13 protein-coding genes are annotated in these 20,568 nt (G+C 69.5%); 10 read left to right on the forward strand and 3 right to left on the reverse strand.

Annotation, left to right across the window (positions count from 1 at the left end; translation table 11 throughout):
* Positions 1 to 52 precede the first annotated feature (52 nt).
* From CFP65_RS19595 to CFP65_RS19615, 5 genes are all read left to right on the forward strand, one after another.
* Positions 53 to 979: a hypothetical protein gene (locus CFP65_RS19595; RefSeq protein ID WP_104817387.1), complete on the forward strand. Its 927-nt coding sequence runs from the start codon at positions 53 to 55 to the stop codon at positions 977 to 979.
* Between the two features lie 36 nt (positions 980 to 1,015).
* The gene (locus tag CFP65_RS19600) at positions 1,016 to 2,248 is read left to right on the forward strand and encodes a tetratricopeptide repeat protein (protein WP_104817388.1); all 1,233 of its coding nucleotides are present in this window, start codon (positions 1,016 to 1,018) and stop codon (positions 2,246 to 2,248) included.
* Positions 2,249 to 4,575: 2,327 nt separating this feature from the next.
* A complete protein-coding gene (locus CFP65_RS19605; protein WP_104817389.1) occupies positions 4,576 to 4,962 on the forward strand; it encodes a hypothetical protein in 387 nt (128 codons plus the stop codon).
* 130 nt (positions 4,963 to 5,092) lie between these two features.
* Positions 5,093 to 6,649, forward strand: a complete 1,557-nt coding sequence (locus tag CFP65_RS19610; RefSeq protein ID WP_217368173.1) for an FtsK/SpoIIIE domain-containing protein — start codon at positions 5,093 to 5,095, stop codon at positions 6,647 to 6,649.
* Positions 6,650 to 6,846: 197 nt separating this feature from the next.
* On the forward strand, positions 6,847 to 8,307 hold the full coding sequence (locus tag CFP65_RS19615) for a replication initiator (protein WP_104817390.1): 1,461 nt from the start codon (positions 6,847 to 6,849) through the stop codon (positions 8,305 to 8,307).
* A 129-nt stretch (positions 8,308 to 8,436) separates the two neighbouring features.
* Here the strand turns inward: CFP65_RS19615 and CFP65_RS19620 are convergent, their stop codons facing one another.
* Complete coding sequence (locus CFP65_RS19620) at positions 8,437 to 10,008, reverse strand: recombinase family protein (RefSeq protein WP_254552469.1); 1,572 nt, start codon at positions 10,006 to 10,008, stop codon at positions 8,437 to 8,439.
* 49 nt (positions 10,009 to 10,057) lie between these two features.
* Here CFP65_RS19620 and CFP65_RS39065 point away from each other — a divergent pair, with 49 nt between their 5' ends.
* The 4 genes from CFP65_RS39065 to CFP65_RS19635 all read left to right on the forward strand — a co-directional run bounded on the left by CFP65_RS39065 (position 10,058) and on the right by CFP65_RS19635 (position 14,230).
* Complete coding sequence (locus CFP65_RS39065; RefSeq protein WP_158702258.1) at positions 10,058 to 10,237, forward strand: hypothetical protein; 180 nt, start codon at positions 10,058 to 10,060, stop codon at positions 10,235 to 10,237.
* Positions 10,238 to 10,552: 315 nt separating this feature from the next.
* Positions 10,553 to 10,942 carry a hypothetical protein gene (locus CFP65_RS19625; protein WP_158702259.1) on the forward strand — a complete coding sequence of 130 codons (390 nt, stop codon included), beginning with the start codon at positions 10,553 to 10,555 and terminating at the stop codon, positions 10,940 to 10,942.
* Positions 10,943 to 10,989: 47 nt separating this feature from the next.
* Positions 10,990 to 11,373, forward strand: a complete 384-nt coding sequence (locus CFP65_RS19630; protein WP_217368174.1) for a hypothetical protein — start codon at positions 10,990 to 10,992, stop codon at positions 11,371 to 11,373.
* Between the two features lie 229 nt (positions 11,374 to 11,602).
* Positions 11,603 to 14,230, forward strand: coding sequence for an RICIN domain-containing protein (locus CFP65_RS19635; RefSeq protein ID WP_104817392.1), 2,628 nt, complete (start codon positions 11,603 to 11,605; stop codon positions 14,228 to 14,230).
* Between the two features lie 70 nt (positions 14,231 to 14,300).
* Here the strand turns inward: CFP65_RS19635 and CFP65_RS19640 are convergent, their stop codons facing one another.
* Together CFP65_RS19640 and CFP65_RS19645 are read right to left on the reverse strand one after the other, a co-directional pair.
* Positions 14,301 to 16,679, reverse strand: coding sequence for a non-reducing end alpha-L-arabinofuranosidase family hydrolase (locus tag CFP65_RS19640; RefSeq protein WP_104817393.1), 2,379 nt, complete (start codon positions 16,677 to 16,679; stop codon positions 14,301 to 14,303).
* A gap of 300 nt (positions 16,680 to 16,979) precedes the next feature.
* On the reverse strand, positions 16,980 to 18,596 hold the full coding sequence (locus CFP65_RS19645) for a sigma-70 family RNA polymerase sigma factor (protein WP_254552470.1): 1,617 nt from the start codon (positions 18,594 to 18,596) through the stop codon (positions 16,980 to 16,982).
* 174 nt (positions 18,597 to 18,770) lie between these two features.
* Between CFP65_RS19645 and CFP65_RS19650 the strand changes: the two genes are divergently transcribed.
* On the forward strand, positions 18,771 to 20,564 hold the full coding sequence (locus tag CFP65_RS19650) for an RICIN domain-containing protein (RefSeq protein ID WP_371682438.1): 1,794 nt from the start codon (positions 18,771 to 18,773) through the stop codon (positions 20,562 to 20,564).
* The last annotated feature ends 4 nt before the right edge of the window (positions 20,565 to 20,568 follow it).

The following is a 20,568-nucleotide window of genomic DNA, read 5'->3' on the forward strand; positions in this document are numbered from 1 at the left end:
CCGCTCCCCTCCTGCTCCGCCATCTGCACGTTCCGTCCAAGGAGAGTTCACCGTGTCGACCACGATTGCCGCCCGCGTTCCGTCCGGTTCCTTCTTCGACCTCACCCGCAGCGACCCGGAGTTGGCCCAGCTCCGGGAGGCGGGAGCCGAGTGGGCCCTCCCGTTCGCGCTGATGGGCCGCATCCTGCGCTCGGGCACCCCCTACGCGGAGCACGCCCGCACCCTGCGCAGCGAGCAGCTAACGGTGGCCGGGGCGGCCTTCGCCTGGTTCGATGCCGAGCTGCCCCGCGAGATCGCCGCCGACGTGAACCTGGCGAACTACCGGATCGTGGAGCACACCGACGAGCGTCGTGCTGCGCTGACAGCCGCGCTGGACCGCCTGTCGCTGGTTCACCCTGAGGGCTTCGACCGCCTACGCGAGTTCGTTCGCGGCATGCTGTGGGTGGGCCTCAAGCCCGGTGTCCACGCCTCCTCGTTGACCAGTTCCAGCGACCCGGCACTTCCGTACGTCATCGTGTTCTCCGACAAGGCCCGGCACCACATCCCGCCGAACACCGTCAGCGCGGACCCGTCCCCCCGCTTCCTTGCGGAGAACCTGTTGCATGAGGGAACGCACCAGTCGATCGCCCTCCACATCCACCAGCACCAGGTCTTCGCCGACGGGTACTCGTCCGAGACTTCCCCGAAGATCGAAATCGCGTGGCGGGCCGGTCAGGGTGTCACTCGAAACCAGGCATGGGAGATCGACCGCGCCTTTCACGCGACCTGCGTCTACAACCAGTTGTTGCGCTTCCGCCGGACCGAGCTGGACCGCGACGACCTGACCGCCAACGAGCGCGCGTGCTTCCAGAGCGCCTACGACGAGGGGTTGCCGGCCGTCCGCTACCTCATGCGCGAACTCGAACTCCTGGGGGAGCACTTCACCCCGCACGGGATGGACCTGCTGACCGGCCTGCGCCAGCAGATCGACCAGCTGTAGTGCCAGGCTGACCGCAACCGAACGAGGGAAGGCCCAGTGCTCCAGCACCTCATCACACAAGACGCCGACCTGCGCATGGTCCCCACCGACCGGGCCGAGCTGACCGCTGCGGTCCACCGGCTCCGCGAGGAGTTGTCCACCGACCCCGACCCCGACCGGACCCGGGTCCTGACCCGGTGGATCGGCATCGCCCAGATGAGCTTGGGGGACTACGGCGAGGCCCACACGTTCCTCCGCCGGTCGCTCGAACTGGCCATCAGCAGCGGGAACGTCCGGGCCGTCGTCGCCACCGAACTCAACTTCGGCGACGCCCACCGCTATGCCGGCGACGTCGAGACTGCGGAGACGTTCTACCGCAGCGCCCTGGACACCGCACGGGGCAAGTGCCCGGAACTGCTCGACTTCGCGCTCCAGCACTTCGGCAAGCACCTCATGGAGCGCGGAGACCTCGCCGGTGCCCGCACTCATCTACAAGAGTCGCTGCGGCTGCGGATCGGCAAAGGGAACACCGAGCTGGTCGAGTCCACGCAAGCCGCACTCGACCGGGTGGACGCGCTGATCGGCAGCGCCTCCGCGTCAGCATCGGCTGTCGCGGCACCGGGCGAGTGGAGCCGTCGATGGACGGCGTGGCTCCAGTCCCGCACCACCGTGGGTGACCCGACCCGGTGGAACGACGGGTTCCCCGCCATCAGAGACGCGGTGCAGAGCCTCGCCATGTACCAACGGGTGCAGCCCCGCCACCTGTGGGACCAGCCATTCCCTGCCGAGCTGATCACCGCCATGGCGGCGGAAGCCGAGAAGGCCCTCACCGCCGACGGCTACCAGCACAACGGCAAGCGCAACGCGGCCGTCGGCAAGGCCGCGAACCACTTCGCCGCCCAAGTCGACCTCGCCGCGCTCGTGGCACAGTCCACCGGCCTGGATGTCGAGCAACCGCACACCGGCGTCTACATCGGTTACACGGAAGGGCAGTCCCTCGACTTCCACGTGGACGAGGCCGGATTCGGCGAGGCCAACTTGATCATCTGCCTCGCACGCACCCGCCCCACCGAAGCGGACAGGGCCAGTACCACCGTCTTCATCAGTGCCGCTGGCTACCTCGAATGCGATCTCGGGGCGGGCAGTGGTGTCGTCTTCGACGGGGCGCTAACGCCACACGGCCGGACGCCCCTGGGTGCAGGGGAGAGCATCACCCTCATCAGCCTCGGATTCCGCGCGCGGGACCAGGCCAAGAGGGCTCTTGCAGACCTTCCCCTGGTTCCGGCGTAACGACGCGTCCTGACCAGTCAATGTCCGACCGGGCGGCCCGGCCTCCCGTACCCGCTGCCCTCCCGCCACCTTCTTGCGGCACCCCACCGAATCTCTCCACGTACGCGAAGGGCGCTTCGGTAGCCGCAGCGGTGGCTAGGGCAGGGCCCACTGAGAGTGAAGTGAGCACGATGCAAGAGCCCCCGGGTCCTGCGCAGGTGGCCTTTGAGGATCAGATTCGCGCTGCGGGCGCCCACGCTGCCGAGTGGCTGGCTCAGCAGGGCAGACGGCCGGAGACTACCGTCACGGCGGCCCGGACCCCTCAGTGGCAGCGTGACGCCCTCGCCGCGATGGGGGACGCGATCCAGCGGGACGCACTCAAGTCCTGCCGGCATCTGACGCGCGCTCCCCAGCCGGTTGCCGTTCTGGCCGAAGCACCCTGGAGGAAAGGGGGCTTGCTGCCGTGTCTTCCGAGGAACGCCAACCCCCTGCCGGCGACTACGCAGAGTAGCTTTTACTTGCCGCTAGGGGATTTCCCCGCATTGCAAGTGGGTGCCCCATACGATGACGGCGCTGGTCTTCATGGCTTGATGCCCGGCGGAAACCGAGAGGACAGCACTGAGGCCCCCGGCAGTTGGGATGCCGGGGGCCTCGTCGTGGGCTACTTCAGCGCGGCGACGATGACGCCGGCCGCCGTGATGACGAGCCCTGCGAGGGGGATCGCGTTCTCACGGAGCCACGTGCGTGCCGTCGTGCCGCGCTGTCGTTGGCCTTGTCGTCCCATGGATCATCCATCCACTCGGTTCCAGGCATGGCGCCTGACTGCGGGTGGAGTGGGTGGTGCCACTCGGCGACAGGGCGACGCTATCCGGTGATCGGCGTCTCGGTGGCCGATTCGCCGAGATTGCACGGTCTGCCCAGGGTCGCAGGGACGGGCAGTGGCGGGCTCGGGGACCATTCCGGTCGAGCGCCCCGATAGCTGCCGGGAGTAGGGGCGGGCGGGTTCGGTCAAGCCCGCTGTACGGGCCTGCAGCTGGCCATTGGTGGTGAGCGGTGCGGGCTTGACGGGTTCCGTTCGCCCCGGATCATCGAGCAGCGGGGAGCCCGGCCGAACGGCGCTCAGCCATCGGCCGTGACCGGTCCTCCGGGGCCGGCTGAACCTGTCCGGGCTCTTGCCGGTCCCGTGCTGCCTTCCAAATCGTTCATGCGCCGCCAGCGGGGCCGTCCATAGCGGGGCGCGAGACAGGAGCGGCGGGCGGCAACGCGGCGGCGCGCGGCCCGCCTCCGGCGGGCCGCCCTTGATCCAGTAATGAAACTCTGAACACCCCCCTCCGGCTCCGTGCTCTCCAGCCCGGCTGTGTCTCCACCAGCCGTCTCCCCCTGCTCGACCGCCAACCGGAGATCAGAGGGCTGATCAGCTTCCGCACCGCCCGATCGCTCCCGGCAGATCGCCCCGGCAGCGGACCCGTCACGCGGTGATGCTCCGGCCACCGCCATGCGCTGCTCCCGGGCTGCTCCGGAAGCCCGCACCGGTGCGCTAGTCGCCTCTCCGTCGCCGGTTGTAGCGCACTACTGCCCAGGCGATGAGTGCAACCGGCGCACCGATCACCAGGATCTCGATCAGGGGAACGATCGGGTCCCATCCAGTTCTTGTCATGCATTCATCCTGTCGCACGCCACGTACCGAGGGCAGGGAATCCAGAAAGCGGGGCTGGTTGGTCCGCTTACCACAAGATCGGCTCGCTACGTCGGGCCGTTGGCGGCGCAGAGTTGTCCTGCGGGCGGAGCCGTCTGGCGTCTACCAGTTTTCTCCGGCCGCACCAAACCTGAAAGTCGGGTGCACACTGCTCCCGCAACGCACCGCAAGGGCCGGAAACGGCCCCTGTGGCGCACGTCACAATCGAATTTTCCGTTCGCTATTTCCGAGGGCAACTCGGCTGCGGGGAAAGGAAATTCGCAAATCGGAGGAGTGTGGCATGTCGAGACCTTTGCGGGGCTCATAGCAGATACCCCGTGTACTGCTCAACGAACACCCTCGTCGGCAAGCTGTGGTCCGGGCCGCCGGTCCGGAGTGGCGGAGCAACGAAGGGAGTGTGCAGGTCAGCCGTCCGGCTGTGGGATGCGCCACAGCCGGAGCGGGCTGGTTCGTCTCGCTCGTTCTCGTCGTTTCTCGCCGCCGCTCGTCCGCTTCAACGCCTGCCGCAGGGGCGCCGGAATGCCCCTCGACAGGGCCCGTCGGAGTCGGTTTCTCTTGTCCCGCACAGCCCGCTCGCCGGGTGCTGCAAGAGCTGGGAGAAACGTTTCCCCGCTCGCCAATTCCCCCTCTTTTCCTGCCTCCTGGAGTTTTCATGGCTCGCATTGTCATCCGTCCCGACCTGACCGACACCCTCCACATGGTTGCCACCCCGCCCGCCCCGAAGCTGGCGGACGCGGCAACCGGTCTGGTCGCCACCGACCGCGAGAGCGGCGCACAGCTGTACACCGTCCAGCTGCTGGAGACCTACGACGGCACCGCACAGCTGATCAAGGTCACCGTCCCCGAGGGTGGCTTCGACACCTCGCTGACGGCGGGGGCTGTCGTTCGTCCGGTCGGCCTGCTCGCCACCCCGTGGGCGAACGTCTTCAACGGCCAGGTGCAGCACGGTGTTGCCTACCGCGCGGCCTCGCTGGCCTCCTCGTCGGCCACCGGCGTGAGCGCCGCGCCTGCTGACGCGCCGAAGGCGGCCAAGTCGTGACCGGCAGAGCGGTCCTGGCCGGGCCGGTGGACCTGCCGTTCACCGGCCCGGCCGGGCCTCGGCCCTCGCCTTCACCTCCTCCGGGCCAGCGGGCCCGTTGGGGCATCAACTCCCTTCAAGGAAAGCTCTCTTGTCCAACACCCCCACCCCCTCCCCGTCTCCTTCCCCGGGGCCCAACCTGCTCCCGTCACTGGACCACATCGGCTTCCCGCCGGCAGCCTGGTACGCGCTCGGCGCCGCGCTCCTGGTCCTGCTGGCCTGGCTGCTGCTCATCACCGGCCGCTATCTCATAGCCGATCGCGACACCCGGGCCAGCATCCGTCAGGCGTTCTGGATACGCCGCCGCTGGCCGCGTCTGGCGAAGGCCATCGGCCTGGTCACGACCGACCGGCACCCCAGCCTCGGGCAGACGCTCGTCATCGACGGCCAGCGCACGCCAGCACCGAAGATCCTCATCCCGTCGATCACCACGAAGTGCGACCGCTACGGCGTCCAGATCAAGGTGCGCACCGTGCCCGGCGTGGGCCTGGCGGAGTTCCAGAAGCACGCCGATCACCTGGCCGAAGCCTGGGGCTGTACCCGGGTCTCGGTCGCCGTCGACAGGCCCGGTCGCCTGCTCCTGCGCGCCGTGCGCACCGAGCCCCTCGCTCACAAGACCGCCGTGGTGCCGGACGGTTCGGCGCCGGCTGACCTGTCGGTGTGGGACCTGGGCTTGGACGAGTACGCCATGCCCGCCGTACTGCACATGGCCGACGTGCCCGGCATGCTCGTCGGCGGCCTGCCCGGCAAGGGCAAGAGCGCACTGGTCAACGGCCTGATCTCCCAGCTCGCCCCCTCGGACGCGGTGCAGTTCGCCGTGGCCGACGGCAAGGTCTACAAGGCCCACGAAGGCGACTACGCCGACGTTGCCGACCGCCTGTTCGCCTTCGCCGGGGCCGACCTGGAAGAAGCCAACGCGCTGTTCAAGCGCCTGGTACAGCTGCGCCGCGACCGGGCCGAACAGGTCCGCTCGACACTCGGCGTGAAGAACATGTGGCACGTCGGTCCCACCCCGGCGTGGCCGCTGGTCGTCCTGGTCATCGACGAAGCCCACACGTTCTTCCGGGACTTCCGGGGCAGCGACCCCGAGACCAAGCGCCTGGCCGCCCTCGCGCAGGAGAACGCCCGGCTCGTGGAGGAGCTGGTGAAGATGGGCCGCGCCACCGGCTTCCTGGTCGTCCTGATCACCCAGAAGCCCACCGGCGACGCCATCCCCACCGCGATCCGCGACGTGTGCCCCGTCTCCCTGTCCTTCGCCCAGCGCAGCACCGAAGCCGCGGTAGCCACCCTCGGCGAGAACATCCGCCAGTGGAAGGACATGGACCCCAGCACCATGCAGCACCCCGACTTCGTCGGCGTCGCCGTCATGGCCCGCGAGGGACGCGAAGGGTTCATCCGGGTGCGCATCCCCTACGTCAACGCCGACGACACCGCCCGCATCGCCCACACCACCGCCCGCCTGACGGCGGACCCCGCTGACCTGCTCACCCGGTCCGCCCCCAACACCCTTGCCCAGTCCACCACCGCCCGCGAAGAAGCCTCCCGATGCCGCACCGCACCCTCTGCCCCCACCCCGACCGAGCCGCGAGCGCCCGTTCCGCCCGCTCCCGCCGGACCAGGAACCGCCCGCGCAACCCGGCACCGCTGATGACCCTGCGGAACGTGGTCAAGGGCCCCCGTCGCCGCCACTTGCGGCTGCCCCACTGACCACCCGGGCCGCCACGGCCTGACCCTCGCCCCTCTTCCAACTGCCTCGCGCCGACCGCGAGCACCACACACCTCGTGGTCGGCGCGACGGCACCCCCATGCCTCAACGGCCCTCAACTGCCCGGAAGGACAGCCCAGATGACCGACATAGACCCGCGCACGGTCCCCTCCCTGTTCACCCGGGACCTGCTCGCCCTCGCTCAGCGCGACGACTTCGACCGCATCGAAACCGCCGTCGAACGCCTGGCCGGATGCACCAGCCCGATCCAGCTCACCGGCCACACGACCACCGTTGACGCCACCACCCACGAAGTGCTGCGGCACTACACCACCGCCAGCGAACCCCTCGGCCGCCTCCTCATCGCCTGCGGCAACCGCCGTGCCTCCCGCTGCCCCGCCTGCTCGCGCACCTATGCCGCCGACACCTACCAGCTCATCCGCGCCGGTCTCTCCGGCGGCAAGGGCACCCCCGACGCCGTCCGCACCCACCCCCGCGTCTTCACCACTCTCACCGCCCCCTCCTTCGGCCCGGTCCACAACCGGCCCACCACTCGCACCGGCAAGGCCCGTCACTGCCGCTGCGGTGCCCACCATCCCGCCGACCACCCCACCCTCGGCACCCCGCTGGACCCGACCACCTACGACTACGCCGGAGCCGTCCTCTTCAACGCCCACGCCGGAGCCCTCTGGGCCCGCTTCACCACCTACCTGCGCCGCGCCGTCGCCCGTGCCGCCGGACTGACCACCGCCGAACTGCGCGAGACCTGCCGCGTCTCCTTCGCCAAGGTCGCCGAGTTCCAAAAGCGCGGCCTGGTCCACTTCCACGCCATCATCCGCCTCGACGGCCCCGACGGCGGCACCACCGCCCCGCCCGACTGGGCCACCCCCGACCTGCTCACCTGCGCAGTCCGCCAAGCCGCCGGCCGCGTGGCGATCACTGTCACCGGCGACTCGATCGGAGCGCGTGAACTGCGCTGGGGCGCCCAGCTCGACATCCGTGAGATCGCCCGCCCCGATGCCACTGCTGACGGCTCCGCCCCGCTCACCGATGCCGCCGTGGCCGGGTACGTCGCCAAGTACGCCACCAAGAGCGCCGAAGGCACCGGCACCATCGACCGGCCCCTCTACTGCACCCGGTGCAAGGGACGCGGACGAACCCCCACCGGCGGCGGCCTGACCGAGGAATGCCACCGGTGCGCGGGTGCCGGGCTGGCTGAGCCGATCGCTGACCTTCGGGTTGCCGGTCACGTCCGCCAGATGATTCGCACCTGCTGGGACCTTGGCACCCGCCCCGACTTCGCCGACCTCAAGCTCACCAAGTGGGCCCACATGCTCGGCTTCCGGGGCCACTTCTCCACCAAGTCCCGCCGTTACTCCACCACCCTCGGCCACCTGCGCGGCGTCCGTCGCACCTGGCAAGCCGGGCAAGCTCGTATCCGTGCGGGCCACCTGCCGATCGACCAGGACACCACCCTCGTGGTCTCTGACTGGCGGTTCCTCGCCACCGGCTACACCCCCGGGGAAGAACTCCTCGCCCAAGCCGTCCGCGACAACCGGGCCGCCACACAACGCCTCAAGCGAGAGGGGGACTTGCTGTGACCTCGATGACGGATAGCCGCTCCTGCTCGGCCTCCCGGCTCTGCCCTGACGATGCTGTGGACCGCTGGATCGAGAAGCACTTGGCGACGGCCCCGCGCTTCTCGGACGACCAGCTTCGGGAGATGGGTCTCATTCTGGGAGTGCAGCTGATTCGGCGGACTTCCACACAGGGATGAGCTGTTCCACGTCGAAGGGCTTGTTGCCCATTCCGCCCGGCACCGCGATGACCGCGTGCAGAGCCTTCTTGATCAGCTCCCGCTTCTGCCTGATGGTCTTCGACTTCCACTCCTTCTCGACGTCGGCCGTCGCCTCCTCGGCGGCGGCCTTCGCCGCTAGGTTCTTCGCCTGATCGGCTCGCAACTCCTTGATGGTCTTGTCGACCGCCGGGAGGTTCCGGAAGAACTGCTCGTTGCTGATCTCTCCTGCGTTCCAGTGCTGTTCGAGGGCACTCCGGCGCTGTAGCGCAGCCTCTAGTTCCTCCTCGCGGCCCCAGTCCGGCACATCCCTGACCGCCGCTGCGGCGTCGGCCTTCAACTTCGCCTGAACGAGCCGGGTGATGTGCTTGTCCGTCTCGTCGCCGCGCTTGTAGGTGCCGTTGCAGCCACCGTCAACGGTCTTCTTGCAGAAGTACCCGTGCTCGTACTTCACCCACTGGTTGGCCTTCTCGCCCTTCATCGGGTGGTTGCACTTCGTGCCGTCCTCCAGGGTGTTGCCGCAGCGGAGGATGTTGGTCAGCAGGTACTTGTGCACGAGCTTCCCGCCGGGCTGCCCACTCCGTCCGCGACTCCGGATGGCCGCGACCACGGCGAACCACTCCTTCGGCGTGACGATGGCCTCCCATTCACCGACGATGGGCTGATCGTCTCCATCGCGGACCAACTCGTCGTCGATCTCGCGGTAGCCGCAGAGCCGCGCGTTCATGAGCACCTGCTTGACGCTCTGGTACTGGAAGAGATTGCCCCGGGCGGTGAGGTATCCCGCTTCCTTCCACTGCCGGGTGATCTCGGAGATGGACGCGCCAGCGATCACGTCCTTCACGGCCTTCTTGACGGCTGCTGCCTCGACCGCCCGCAGCGTGATCTTGTCGTCATCCCAGCCAAACGGGCGCCAGGCCGAGACGGACTGACCACGGATCGCCCGGTTGCGGTGGCTGTTACGTGAACGCCGCTGCTTCTTCCGCGTCTCCGCGAGGGACATCGCGACACCGACGAGGCCCTTGATCTCGAAACCCTCGGCGTAGAGGTCCTGGACGCCGTTGGAGTCCCAGTACACCCGTCCCTCGTGAGCTGTGAACGCTCGCAGGTAGCGCTCCCAATCACCGGGGCGTCGGTACAGCCGGTCGTCGTTGTCCGCCATCACGCCGTGGATGGGGTAGCCCTCGGGCGTGTGCCCGGCGGCGAGGTCCACCACCAGCTGCTCGAAGTCGTCGCGGACGACGTTCTCCTTGCTGGCGCTCTTGTCGTTGTCGGTGTAGCGGTAGACGACCAGCCACCCGAACGAGCGTGCCTTCTCGCTGAGGTTCCGGTGCTGGTCCTCGACGCCGTGTGCGTCCTTCACCCGGCCGTCGAATGAGATGCGCGCGTAGCAGACCACGCACTTCAAGGCGGGGTTGGCTTCGAGCATCGCCCGCACATCGGCGACCGACGGCAGGTCCGCCGGCGTCCCCCGGAGCTTGCCGATCAGCTCGTCACGCGTTCCCATGGTCGGGCCCCCTCGTCCGTGCGCGGAACAGTAGGCAGCAGAGTAGCTCATGCTGCCTTTGTTCATGTTCTGCTCGATGAAGATCTCGCAGAAGATCCGCGACGAGCACGGCGACGGCTCCACGGCCGTGGCCTCCGACTTCGACGCCGAGGCGCTGGCCGGCATGGCCGAGAAGTCCGCGGAGTTCGCTGCCCAGGGCAACAAGGTCTACCTGCCGATGGCGGACTGACAGCCACCACGAGGGGGCGCCGCACCGGGAGGCAGGAGGGGGCTTCCCGGCGCGGCGCTTCGGCTTGCCCGTTCGGCCCAGTCCCCGCGAGTCGATTTCTTGGACGAACCTGTTCACGCGGTTCCCTGGAGAGGCAACGCCTGCGTAGGGAGACGGATCGATGACTGAGCAGGGTGGGGGCAGCAACCGCCCCCTGGGCAGCCGCCGTACGGACCGCCGCCGCCAGGTTGGAGTCAGCAGCCGCCTGGTCCGCCCAGGCGCCGTTTCGGCCGGGGCGTACTCGTCGGCTGCCTCAGTGCGGTCGTACTGCTCGTGGTGCTGATCGTGGTCATCGTCGTAGCCGTCGGTGGGAGCAGCAAGAAGTCCCCGACGAGTCCCGCCTCCACCGCCGGTGGTGTGCAGTCGAGCGGAGGGGCGCACCCGCCAGAGGCGGATGTGACGGTCACCTCCTGCGACGTAGACCCGACGACTTCAATCCCCAGCGCCAAGCTGGAGGTCGTCAACCGCAGCTCGAAGTCGTCGGACTACAGCATCTCGGTGGAGTTCGTGGATGCGAACGGCACCCGGGTGGCCGAAGGCGCCACGTTCCAGAGTCACCTTGCACCGGGTCAGAAGGCGGAGGACACGGCCGGAGGTACGGCTCAGGTGAGTGGCAAGGTCACCTGTCGGGTGACCTCTGTGAACCGGATTTCAGCGGTCGGGTAACCGTGGCGGCGCCGAGGCGATGAACGGGCCATGGTCCGAGACGCCACATGTCAGTGCTGGTCGGCATGATCTCGAACATGGATGCCGGCCTGACCATCTTGCGACAGGAGTTCGACGCCGAGGAGGGTAGCTTCCTGCTGCGGCTGCGGTGTGACCTGCACTGGGACCGGGCGGCCTTCCGTAGGTTGGAACGGGCCATGCGGCTCGTCTGCGAGCAGAACCAAGCAGCCACCCAGCTCGACCGCTGGGTGGCCGAAGGCTTTCACAGCGTCCCATCCTGGGTGGCGGACTGGACCGCACACCCCCAGTTCCCGAGACCGGAGCCGGACAGGTACTACCGAGCCTGCATCGAGCGGTTGAGTGACCTGGCCACTTGGTACTTCCAGGGGTATCACGATCACCTGGAGCCACACTCCTGGGCTGAACTGTGACCACCGAGCATTTCGGACGTTCGACAGTTCCCAACGTGCCGCTTCCGGGCCCAAGTTGTCGTCGATGAAGATCTCACAAGCCGAGGCGCCGGCCGGCTTGCCCGGAAAAGGTCCGCCGACGCGCGGCAACCCTCTGTGCGGTCTGTGACCACAAGGGAGTGGATCCGGCCAATTCCGGTGGCCTGATCCGCCTTCTCTCGTGCACAGTTCGCAAGGAGACCGTCTACCCATGAGCAACCCCTCGCACGGCCGCCGAGGCCGTGGGCGTCACCGCCGTCGGATGAGCGCCACCGCTCTGGCGCTCGGTGTGCCCCTCGCCGGCGTCTCGTACTTCATGTTCGCTCCCGAGGACTCCCAGGCCGCGACGGTCGACAGCGGTGCCTACTACCGGCTGGTCTCGGTGCGCAGCGGCCAGGTCGTGGACGTCAACGCCTTCGCCACCGCCGACGGCAGCCGGATCCAGCAGTGGACCGACCAGAACACCGCCAATCAGCAGTGGAAGCTGAAGCCCACCGGGGACGGCTACTACGAACTGGTGAACCGCAACAGCGGCAAGGTGCTGGGCATCGCGGGCGACTCGACCGGACAGGGGGCCGTGGCCGAGCAGCAGACGGATCGCTCCTCCGCCTCCCAGCAGTGGCGGATCGCCGACGTGAGCGGGTCCGACGCGGTCACCTTCACCTCCCGCAGGAGCGGTCAGGTCCTGGACGTCACGGGCAACTCCACGGACCGGGGCGCGCAGCTCATCCAGTGGCCCGGGTGGGGCGGTGCCAACCAGCAGTGGAAGCTGGTGAAGGTGGCCGGGACCGGCGGCGCGCAGACCGGGTCCGGCCCGTACGTGTGGCAGAACGCGCAGGTGGTGGGCGGTGGTTACGTCACAGGGTTGGTCTTCAACCAGAAGGAGAAGGGCCTGCTGTACGCGCGCACCGACATGGGTGGCGCGTACCGGTGGGACACCGGCGCCGAGCAGTGGACACCGCTCACCGACTGGATCGGCCAGAAGGACTGGAACCTGCTGGGCATCGAGTCGCTGGCCACCGACCCGGTCGACCCGGACCGGCTTTACCTCGCGGCCGGCACCTACACCAACGACTGGGCCGGCAACGGCGCGATCCTGCGCTCCACCGACCGCGGCCGCACCTTCCAGCGCACCGACCTGCCGTTCAAGCTGGGTGGCAACGAGGACGCCCGCGGGGCGGGCGAGCGCCTGGTGATCGACCCCGCGAACCACGACAACCTGCTGCTCGGCACCCGGAAGAACGGCCTGTGGCGCAGCACCGATGCCGGCCGGAGCTGGAGCCAGGTCTCCTCGTTCCCGGTCAAGGACGGCGCGAGCTTCGGCACCGGCATCTCCTACGTGACGTACGGCCCGGCCGGCAGCAACACGGTCTACGTCGGTGTCGCCGACCGGTCCACCAACCTGTACCGGTCCACCGACGGCGGCAACTCCTGGCAGACGGTCTCCGGGCAGCCCACCGGCCAGGTGCCGCAGCACGGCGTGCTGTCCGGCGACGGCTCGCTGTACGTGTCGTACGCCGACAACACCGGCCCGAACAACGTGTCGGGCGGCTCGGTGTGGAAGTACACCGGCGGGGCGTGGAAGAACATCTCCCCGTCGCAGGGCAACTACGGCTTCGGCGGGCTGGCTGTCGACCCGCAGCACCCGTCCACGGTGATGGTCACCACGCTGGACCGCTGGTGGCCGCAGGACGAGGTCTACCGCAGCACCGACGGCGGTGCGACCTGGAAGACCCAGTCCGACAGGTCCGTGCGGGACGCCTCCATCGCACCGTACCTCGGTACCGGGATCGGGCACTGGATGACCGCGCTGAGCATCGACCCGTTCGACTCCGGGCACGTGATGTACGGCACCGGCAACGGCATCTGGGCCAGCAAGGACGCCAACGCGACCGACAACGGCGGCACCAGCCACTGGTTCATCGGAGCCCGCGGGTTGGAGGAGACGGCGTACTACGACGCGGTCTCCCCGCCCGGCGCCGCTGCCCTCATCACCTCGCTGGGGGACCAGGGCGGCTTCGTGTACGACGACCTGACGAAGGAGCCCACCGGGCGGCTGACCAACCCGGAGATCTACAACAGCACTTCCGTCGACTTCGCCCAGTCCAACCCCTCGCTGGTGGTCCGGGTCGGCCGGGGCGGCAAGCAGGACGGCGCCCTGTCCACCGACGGCGGCCACACCTGGAACGGCTTCAGGGGCGAGCCGGTGCCCAGCGCGGACAGCGGCCACATCGCGATCGCGGCGGACGGCTCCAGCTTCGTCTGGGCCGAGGCCGGCCAGGCCCCGTACCGCTCCACCGACCGGGGTGCGAGCTGGTCGCGGGTCAACGGCCTCGGCAACGATGCCGTGGTCGTCGCCGACCGGTCCGCGGCCAACACCTTCTACTCATTGAGCAACGGCACGCTGTACGCCAGCACCGACGGCGGCGCGAACTTCACCGCCCGCTCCGGCAACCTGCCGGGCGGCAAGCTCAGCGCCGTCCCCGGCGTCGCGGGCGACCTGTGGCTCGCCGGCGACGGCACGGGTCTGCTGCACTCCACCGACGGCGGCCGCAGCTTCACCACGCTGTCCTCGGTGGAGTCCGCCTCCGCCCTCGGCTTCGGCAAGGCCGCACCGGGCACCTCGTACCAGGCGCTGTACCTGATCGGCACAGTCAAGGGCGTCGCCGGCGTCTTCCGCTCCACCGACCGGGGCGCGAGCTGGCTCCGGATCAACGACGACGCCCACCAGTGGGGCAACTTCGCCGGCAGCCGCATCGTCACCGGTGACCCCGACACCTACGGCCGCGTCTACATCGGCACCAACGGTCGCGGTCTCCAGTACGGCGACCCCTCCTGATCCCGACCCTCCAGCACGGAAGAACCCCGGCCGATGTACGGCCGGGGTTCTTCCGTGCGGTGGGTACCGGTCAGTGCTGCAAGGTCAGGACGCCCGGCCGGTACGGCAGTTGGTCGTAGGGGCCGGTGGCCGTGGGGGACTTGCCCTGGTAGAGGAACTGCAGGTTGCAGGGGTCGATGGTCATGGTCTGGTCGGGGTTGTTGCGGACCAGGTCGCCGTGGCTGATGTCGTTGGTCCAGGTGGCGCCGCTGTTGGCCTTGCCGGCGAAGGGGTTGGCCTCGGTGGCGGCCTGCGGGGTCCAGGAGCCGTTCAGGCTGGTGGCGGTGAAGGAGCGGAAGTAGCGGTTCTCGTTCGCTCCGCGGGCTTCGACGATCATGAGGTACTGGTTCTGGCCCTGGACCTTGTAGACCTGCGGGGCCTCGAAGAGGTTCTTCACCGAGTCGCTCATGACCGTGGTGTACGAGGAGCCGAAGTTGCCCGGGAAGTTCCCGATCGGCATGCTCGCCCGGTAGATGCTGCCGTTGTCACCGGCGAAGAACAGGTACATGTTCTGGCCGTCGGCGATCAGGGTCTGGTCGATCGGCGCGGCACCGCCCGGGAGGCCGCCGGTGAACAGCGGCTGCGGGGCGGACCAGCCGTTGGGGTTGGTCGGGTCGCTGGAGGTGCGGTAGATGAACGGCCACTGGCCCCACTGGTAGGCGAGCACCCAGATGTTCTTGGGCGCGAAGTAGAACAGCGTGGGGGCCACCGCGGCCTGCGGCAGGCCGGTCTGGCGGGCCGAGGCCATGTCCGACCAGTTGGTGAACGGGCTGAACATCATCGAGCCGTACGAGGAGCCGTTCACGTCCGAGGCGTAGACCAGGTGCTTGCCGTTGTAGACCACGTCGGTGAAGTCCTTCACCGACTTCCAGCCGTTGGCGGGCTGGGCCAGCGCACCGGTCGAGGACCACCGGTAGGTCGACGGGAGGGCGCAGTTGCCGCCCGTCGGCGCGGGCGTCGGGGTCGACGTCGCGGCGAGGCCGGTCCACTTCTGGTTGCTGCCGCCGGACCAGCAGGCGTACAGCTGGATCTTGGTGCTGTTGGCGGTGCCCGCGCCGACGGCGTCGAGGCAGAGCCCGGACTGGACACCGGCGATCGAGCCGTCGGCGTTGGCGTTCCACTGCTGGTCGGCGCCGCCGTTGCAGTCGTCGATGACCACCGGCGTGCCGTTGCCGGTGCCCTTGGCGGCCAGGCACTTGGTGCCGTAGACCATCAGCTGCTTGCCGGCGGTGTACGTCCAGCGCTGGTTGGCCTGCCCGTGGCAGTCCCAGAGCTGTGCCTGGGTGCCGTTGGCGGTGGTGGCGCCGTTGATGTCGATGCAACGGCCGGAGGGGACGCCCTTGATCACCCCGCCGCCGGATCCGCCGCTCGTCCCGCCCGTTCCGGTACCGGCGGCGGCCTTGAGGGCGTTCATGACGGTGGTGTAGGCGGGCTTGGGGTTGCCGTTGCGGTCGAACAGCAGGGGGTCCTCGCCGCCGCGCCAGGAGTCGCTGTCGCGGATGCCCCACACCGTGATGCCGGTGCAGCGGGCGACGGCGAGACAGGCGCCGACCGCGTTGGCGTAGTTGGTGGGCGAGGCCTGGGCGATGTCGAGCTCGGTGAGCTGGACGTCCACGCCGAGGGCGGCGAAGTTGGCCAGGGTGGTCTGGAAGCTCGACGGCGGGCCGCCGGTGCCGAAGTGGCTCTGGAAGCCGACGCAGTCGATGGGCACGCCACGGGACTTGAAGTCCTTGACCATGCGGTAGACGCCCTGGGTCTTGGCGTCGGACCAGTTCTCGATGTTGTAGTCGTTGTAGCAGAGCTTGGCCGAGGCATCGACGCCCCGGGCGGTGCGGAAGGCCTGCTCGATGAAGCCGTCGCCCAGCAGGTTCTGGAAGACCGAGCCGCGGTGCCGGCCGCTGCCGTCGTCGGCGAAGGCCTCGTTGACCACGTCCCAGGCGTAGATCTTGCCCTTGTAGTGGGACATCTCCTGGGTGATGTGGTTGTCCATCACGCCGCGCAGCGTGTTCGCGTCGCCGATCGAGCTGACCCAGGAGGGCAGTTGGGAGTGCCAGACCAGGGTGTGGCCGCGCATCCGCTGGCCGTGGGCGGTGGCGTGCGCCACGATCTGGTCGCCGCCCCCGAAGGTGAAGTTGCCGCGGGACGGCTCGGTGGCGTCCCACTTCATCTCGTTCTCCGGGGTGATCATGGTGAACTCCCGGTCGGCGATGCCGGCGTACGTCGAGTCACCGAGCCGGCCGGCGGCCAAGGCGGTGCCGAAGTACCGGCCGGAGGGGGCCGCCTGCGTACCCAGGGCGGCGGCTCCGGCGAAGTCGGGGAGGAGCGCCACGGCACCGGCCACCAGGGCCGCGGCCGAGGTTCCGATCGCCACGACCCGGCGACGCCGGCTGAGCCGGTGCAGACCCTTCATGACTCCCCCCGCGGGCTGCGGGCCGCCACGGGCCTCGCGATCGTGCCTGCCTCGGCCGGGGGTTCGTGGGTGTGTCGCATCATTGGAGCGGCTTTCTTCCGGGGATACCTCATCGGGGAAGTCGGGGCACCTCCCGGGCCGGCCCGTCATCCCGGGCGGCGGGAGGAGCACCCCACACCTGGGAGGCCCCCGAACGCACGGCTCCGTAACGAAAAAAGGCGGGCGATCCGGCAGATCGCCCGGTGATGCATCTCGCAGCCGGAAAGCGTTACGCCTGGCCCCGCGGCCTGGTCGCCCCGGTCAGGCCCAGGCTCCGCGCACGAGGAAGGAGGCCTGGCCGGCGAAGGTCCGAGTGCCGTCGGAGCCGTCGAGCCAGATGCCGCCGTCGCGGGAGCGGATGACCGATCCGGGGTAGTTGTGCGCGTGCAGGGTCACCGACCCGGCGACCGCCCCGGGGAGCGGACAGAAGGTGGCGTCCTCACGGAACAGCTCGCTGCCGTCGTCGGCGCTCAGCCGCAGCCGCAGGTCACGATGGCGCAGGTAGCGGCCGTCGGCGGCGCGGAAGGTGACGCACCGCGGGTCGGCCAGGCCCCCGACGACCGTGAAGGTGGCCCGCTGCCGCGTCTGCGCACTGCTGGACGCGCCGACTCGGCCGAGCGTCGCGAAGTCATCGCCGGCATACGTGAGGTACAGGGCGGGATCGGCCACGGACTCCAGCGACTGCGGGCCCGGCGGCACCACGGCTGCGACGGCGGACGGACTCACCTGGGACGGCCGGGCCGACGTACCGTCGGCCGACGTACTGTCCGCCGACGGGGTGCCGGTGCCGGCCGGCGTGGTGGCGGACGGGATGGTGGCGGTCGGCGTGGTCGTCGGCGTGGGGTCGCCGGCCGTGGGCGCGGCGGTGGCGCCGGGCACCCGGGGCGCCGGCTCGGGCCAGACCGCGTAGGTGGCGGCGGCCCCGGTGACGAGCACCGCGCCGGTGGCGAGCGCCACCAGCGGATGGGCGGTCGCCGCGGAGAGCTTGGCGACCAGGGAGCCGTGCAGACCGCCTCCCCCGGTCGCCGTGCCGACGGCGACCTGCGCCGTGGTCAGCCCGGTGGCGCCGAGGGCGGCCCCCGACAGCAGGCCCTTGGCGGCCAGCGCGGCGACGAGCCCGGCCGGGACCGCCAGCGGCGCGACCCGCAGGAGCAGCAGTTCGGCCGGAATCCGTTCGGCCGTCGTGGGCGCGCAGACCGGGCAGTCGCGGGTGTGCCGAGCGATCCGCTTGCGCCACACCGACGCGGGGCGCCCGTCCCAGCCGACGAGTACCTGGTCCAGCCGCTGACAGCGAGGGTCGGCGCCCAGCGCGACGACGATCGTCCGGCTCAGGTCCAGCTGCTCGCGCATGCGTTGCAGGCGCACTCCGACGTGGGCGGCCGTGAGGCCCGTCGCGGCGGCGAGGTCGGCACGGCTCAGCGAGCCGGCCCCTTCCTGCCACCACAGCGAGAGCAGCACCCGATGGTCCGGATCGAGCCACCGGCCGGCTTCGACGACCTGGCGGCGCTGGTCCGAGACCTGCAGCCGCAGGATCGTCATGTCCTCGGACTCGCCGCCGGTGTCGGGTATCCGGTGCGCCTCGTCGATGACCGCCGTCCGGTCGGCGAAGACGCGTTGCCGGTGCCGGTGGGTGCTGATCTGGCGGAGCGTGATCGACACCAGCCAGGACCGGAAGCTCTCCGGGGTCCGCAGGCCGGGCAGGTCGCGCACCACGCGCAGCAGGGTCTCCTGGACGACGTCGTCGACGTCGGCATGCCCGCTCAGTGCTCGTCCGACGATGTTGTAGAGCAACGGCAGGTACGCGGCGATCAGCTCCTCGCGCGCCCGATCGTCGCCGGCCTGCGCCGCTACCACCAGCCCCGCGTGGTCTGCATCCATGAGCCGCATCCCCACCTCCTTCGAGCCTCCTTCGAGCGGGCGATCCGCCGAACACGGCGCACCTTAGCGAAAAAATTTTCGGGGGCGGGGCAACCTCTTCGGCGTCGGTGACCACCAGATGTCGTCCCGGCCGGGAGGTCCGGTCAGAGGCAGCGGCTGAAAGAGAGCACCGACGTGTCCCCTCGCCCACCCACGCCGTCGCAGGCGTCCCCCGCCGGCGGCCGCGCCCGCCGTGGTCGCCCGTCGTTCCGCTCGGTCCTGACCGGTCAGCGGCAGGCGCACCGTCGCCGTCGGCTGTACCAGCGTCGGGGCTTCTGGGCGGCCGTCGGCCTTGCCGTCGTGGGCGGCTCCGTGGTCGTGGTCAACTCGGCCTCGGCGGGCACCACCGTGGACACCGGCTCCTGGTACCTGCTGGTCAACCGCAGCACCGGCCAGGTGCTGGACGACTACGGCTACGCCTCGAACGACGGCGCGTCGGTGGTGCAGTGGAGCAGGACCGGTGCGGCCAACCAGCAGTGGAAGTTCGTCGACTCGGGTGGCGGCAACTACCGGCTGCAGAACCGGAACTCCGGGAAGGTGCTCGACGACTACAACTGGTCGAAGGCCGAAGGCGCCGAGCTGGTGCAGTGGCACGACCTGAACGGCGCCAACCAGCAGTTCCACGTGGAGAAGTCCTCGGACGGCTACGTGCGTCTGATCAACCGTCACAACGGCAAGGCCGTCGAGGTCCCGCTCGGCTCCAAGGCCGACGGGGGCAGGATCGCCCAGTACCACGACTGGAACGGCGCCAACCAGCAGTGGCAGCTCGTCCCGGCCGGGAGCACCGGCAGCACCGGCAGCACCGGCACGCCCACGCCGTCCGTCCCGACCACCACGCCGGGCGGCGGCTCGGCGAAGAGCTTCATGGGCAGCAACACGGTGCTCATCGGCGGCTCGATGTCCGACGCCTCGGCGAACGCCGCGCCCTTCGACGTGCGGTACGCCTACATCCACAGCCGGCCCGCGCCCTCGTCGGACGCCTACACGGCCCCGCGCTGCAAGTCCGAGTGGTCGGGCTGGTGGGGCTGCTGGACCGGTGACACCACGGCGCCCGGCACCCAGCTGGCCGTGAACAACGACCGTGCGGCCAAGGCCACGTACCAGGGCAGGCCGCGCCCGCAGAAGTACCTCTTCACCTGGTACTCGCTGCGCGACCTCGGGGACATGGCGGGCCAGGGCGACGGCCCCGGCGAGGTCCAGGCCATCAACCGGGCCGACCTGCTCACCAAGTACCTGAACGACTACCGCTTCTTCCTCCAGAAGATCGGCACCTCGCAGGACATGATCGATCTCGAACCCGACTTCTGGGGCTACGTCCGCTCCCTCGGCAACCCGCACCAGGTCGCCGCGCAGGTCAGGGCGGCGAACCCGACGGACTGCGGATCGCAGGAGAACAGCGCCGTCGGCCTGGCCCAGTGCCTGATCTCGATGGCGCACAAGTACGCCCCGAACACCGGCGCGGGAATGCACCTGTCCTGCTTCGACTGGGAGCAGAACACGCCGCAGTGCGTCAAGGACTACGCGGCCCTCGGGGCGTCGAGCGCCGACTTCCTGGTCACCGACGTGTCGGACCGCGACGCGGGCTGGTACGCGCAGCCGGCCCACGGCAGCCTCGACAAGTTCTGGAACGACCAGAAGGCCGCCGCCCAACTGTCGTTCTACAAGACGATGGCCGAGTCGGTGGGCAAGCCGGTGGTCCTGTGGCAGGTCCCCGTGGGCGACATGGCGCAGAACAACACCCTCAACCACTACAAGGACGACAAGGTGGACTGGTTCTTCGCGCACATGGACCAGGTGGCGAACGCGCACATCGCGGGCCTGCTGTTCGGCGCGGGTCAGCAGGAGCAGACCACGCCCGAGACCGACGGCGGGAATCTGATCAACAAGACGATCGCCTACCACAACTCCGGTGGCACGGCGCTCAAGTAGCCGC

The sequence above is a fragment of the Kitasatospora sp. MMS16-BH015 genome, assembly GCF_002943525.1.
Lineage (GTDB): Bacteria > Actinomycetota > Actinomycetes > Streptomycetales > Streptomycetaceae > Kitasatospora.

Coding starts and splice junctions, on each gene's coding strand:
- CFP65_RS19605 (WP_104817389.1), top strand. CDS start 4,576: ATGGCTCGCATTGTCATCCGTCCCGACCTGACCGACACCCTCCACATG.
- CFP65_RS19615 (WP_104817390.1), top strand. CDS start 6,847: ATGACCGACATAGACCCGCGCACGGTCCCCTCCCTGTTCACCCGGGAC.
- CFP65_RS19620 (WP_254552469.1), bottom strand. CDS start 10,008: ATGGGAACGCGTGACGAGCTGATCGGCAAGCTCCGGGGGACGCCGGCG.
- CFP65_RS39065 (WP_158702258.1), top strand. CDS start 10,058: ATGCTGCCTTTGTTCATGTTCTGCTCGATGAAGATCTCGCAGAAGATC.
- CFP65_RS19630 (WP_217368174.1), top strand. CDS start 10,990: ATGTCAGTGCTGGTCGGCATGATCTCGAACATGGATGCCGGCCTGACC.
- CFP65_RS19635 (WP_104817392.1), top strand. CDS start 11,603: ATGAGCAACCCCTCGCACGGCCGCCGAGGCCGTGGGCGTCACCGCCGT.
- CFP65_RS19640 (WP_104817393.1), bottom strand. CDS start 16,679: ATGAAGGGTCTGCACCGGCTCAGCCGGCGTCGCCGGGTCGTGGCGATC.
- CFP65_RS19645 (WP_254552470.1), bottom strand. CDS start 18,596: ATGGATGCAGACCACGCGGGGCTGGTGGTAGCGGCGCAGGCCGGCGAC.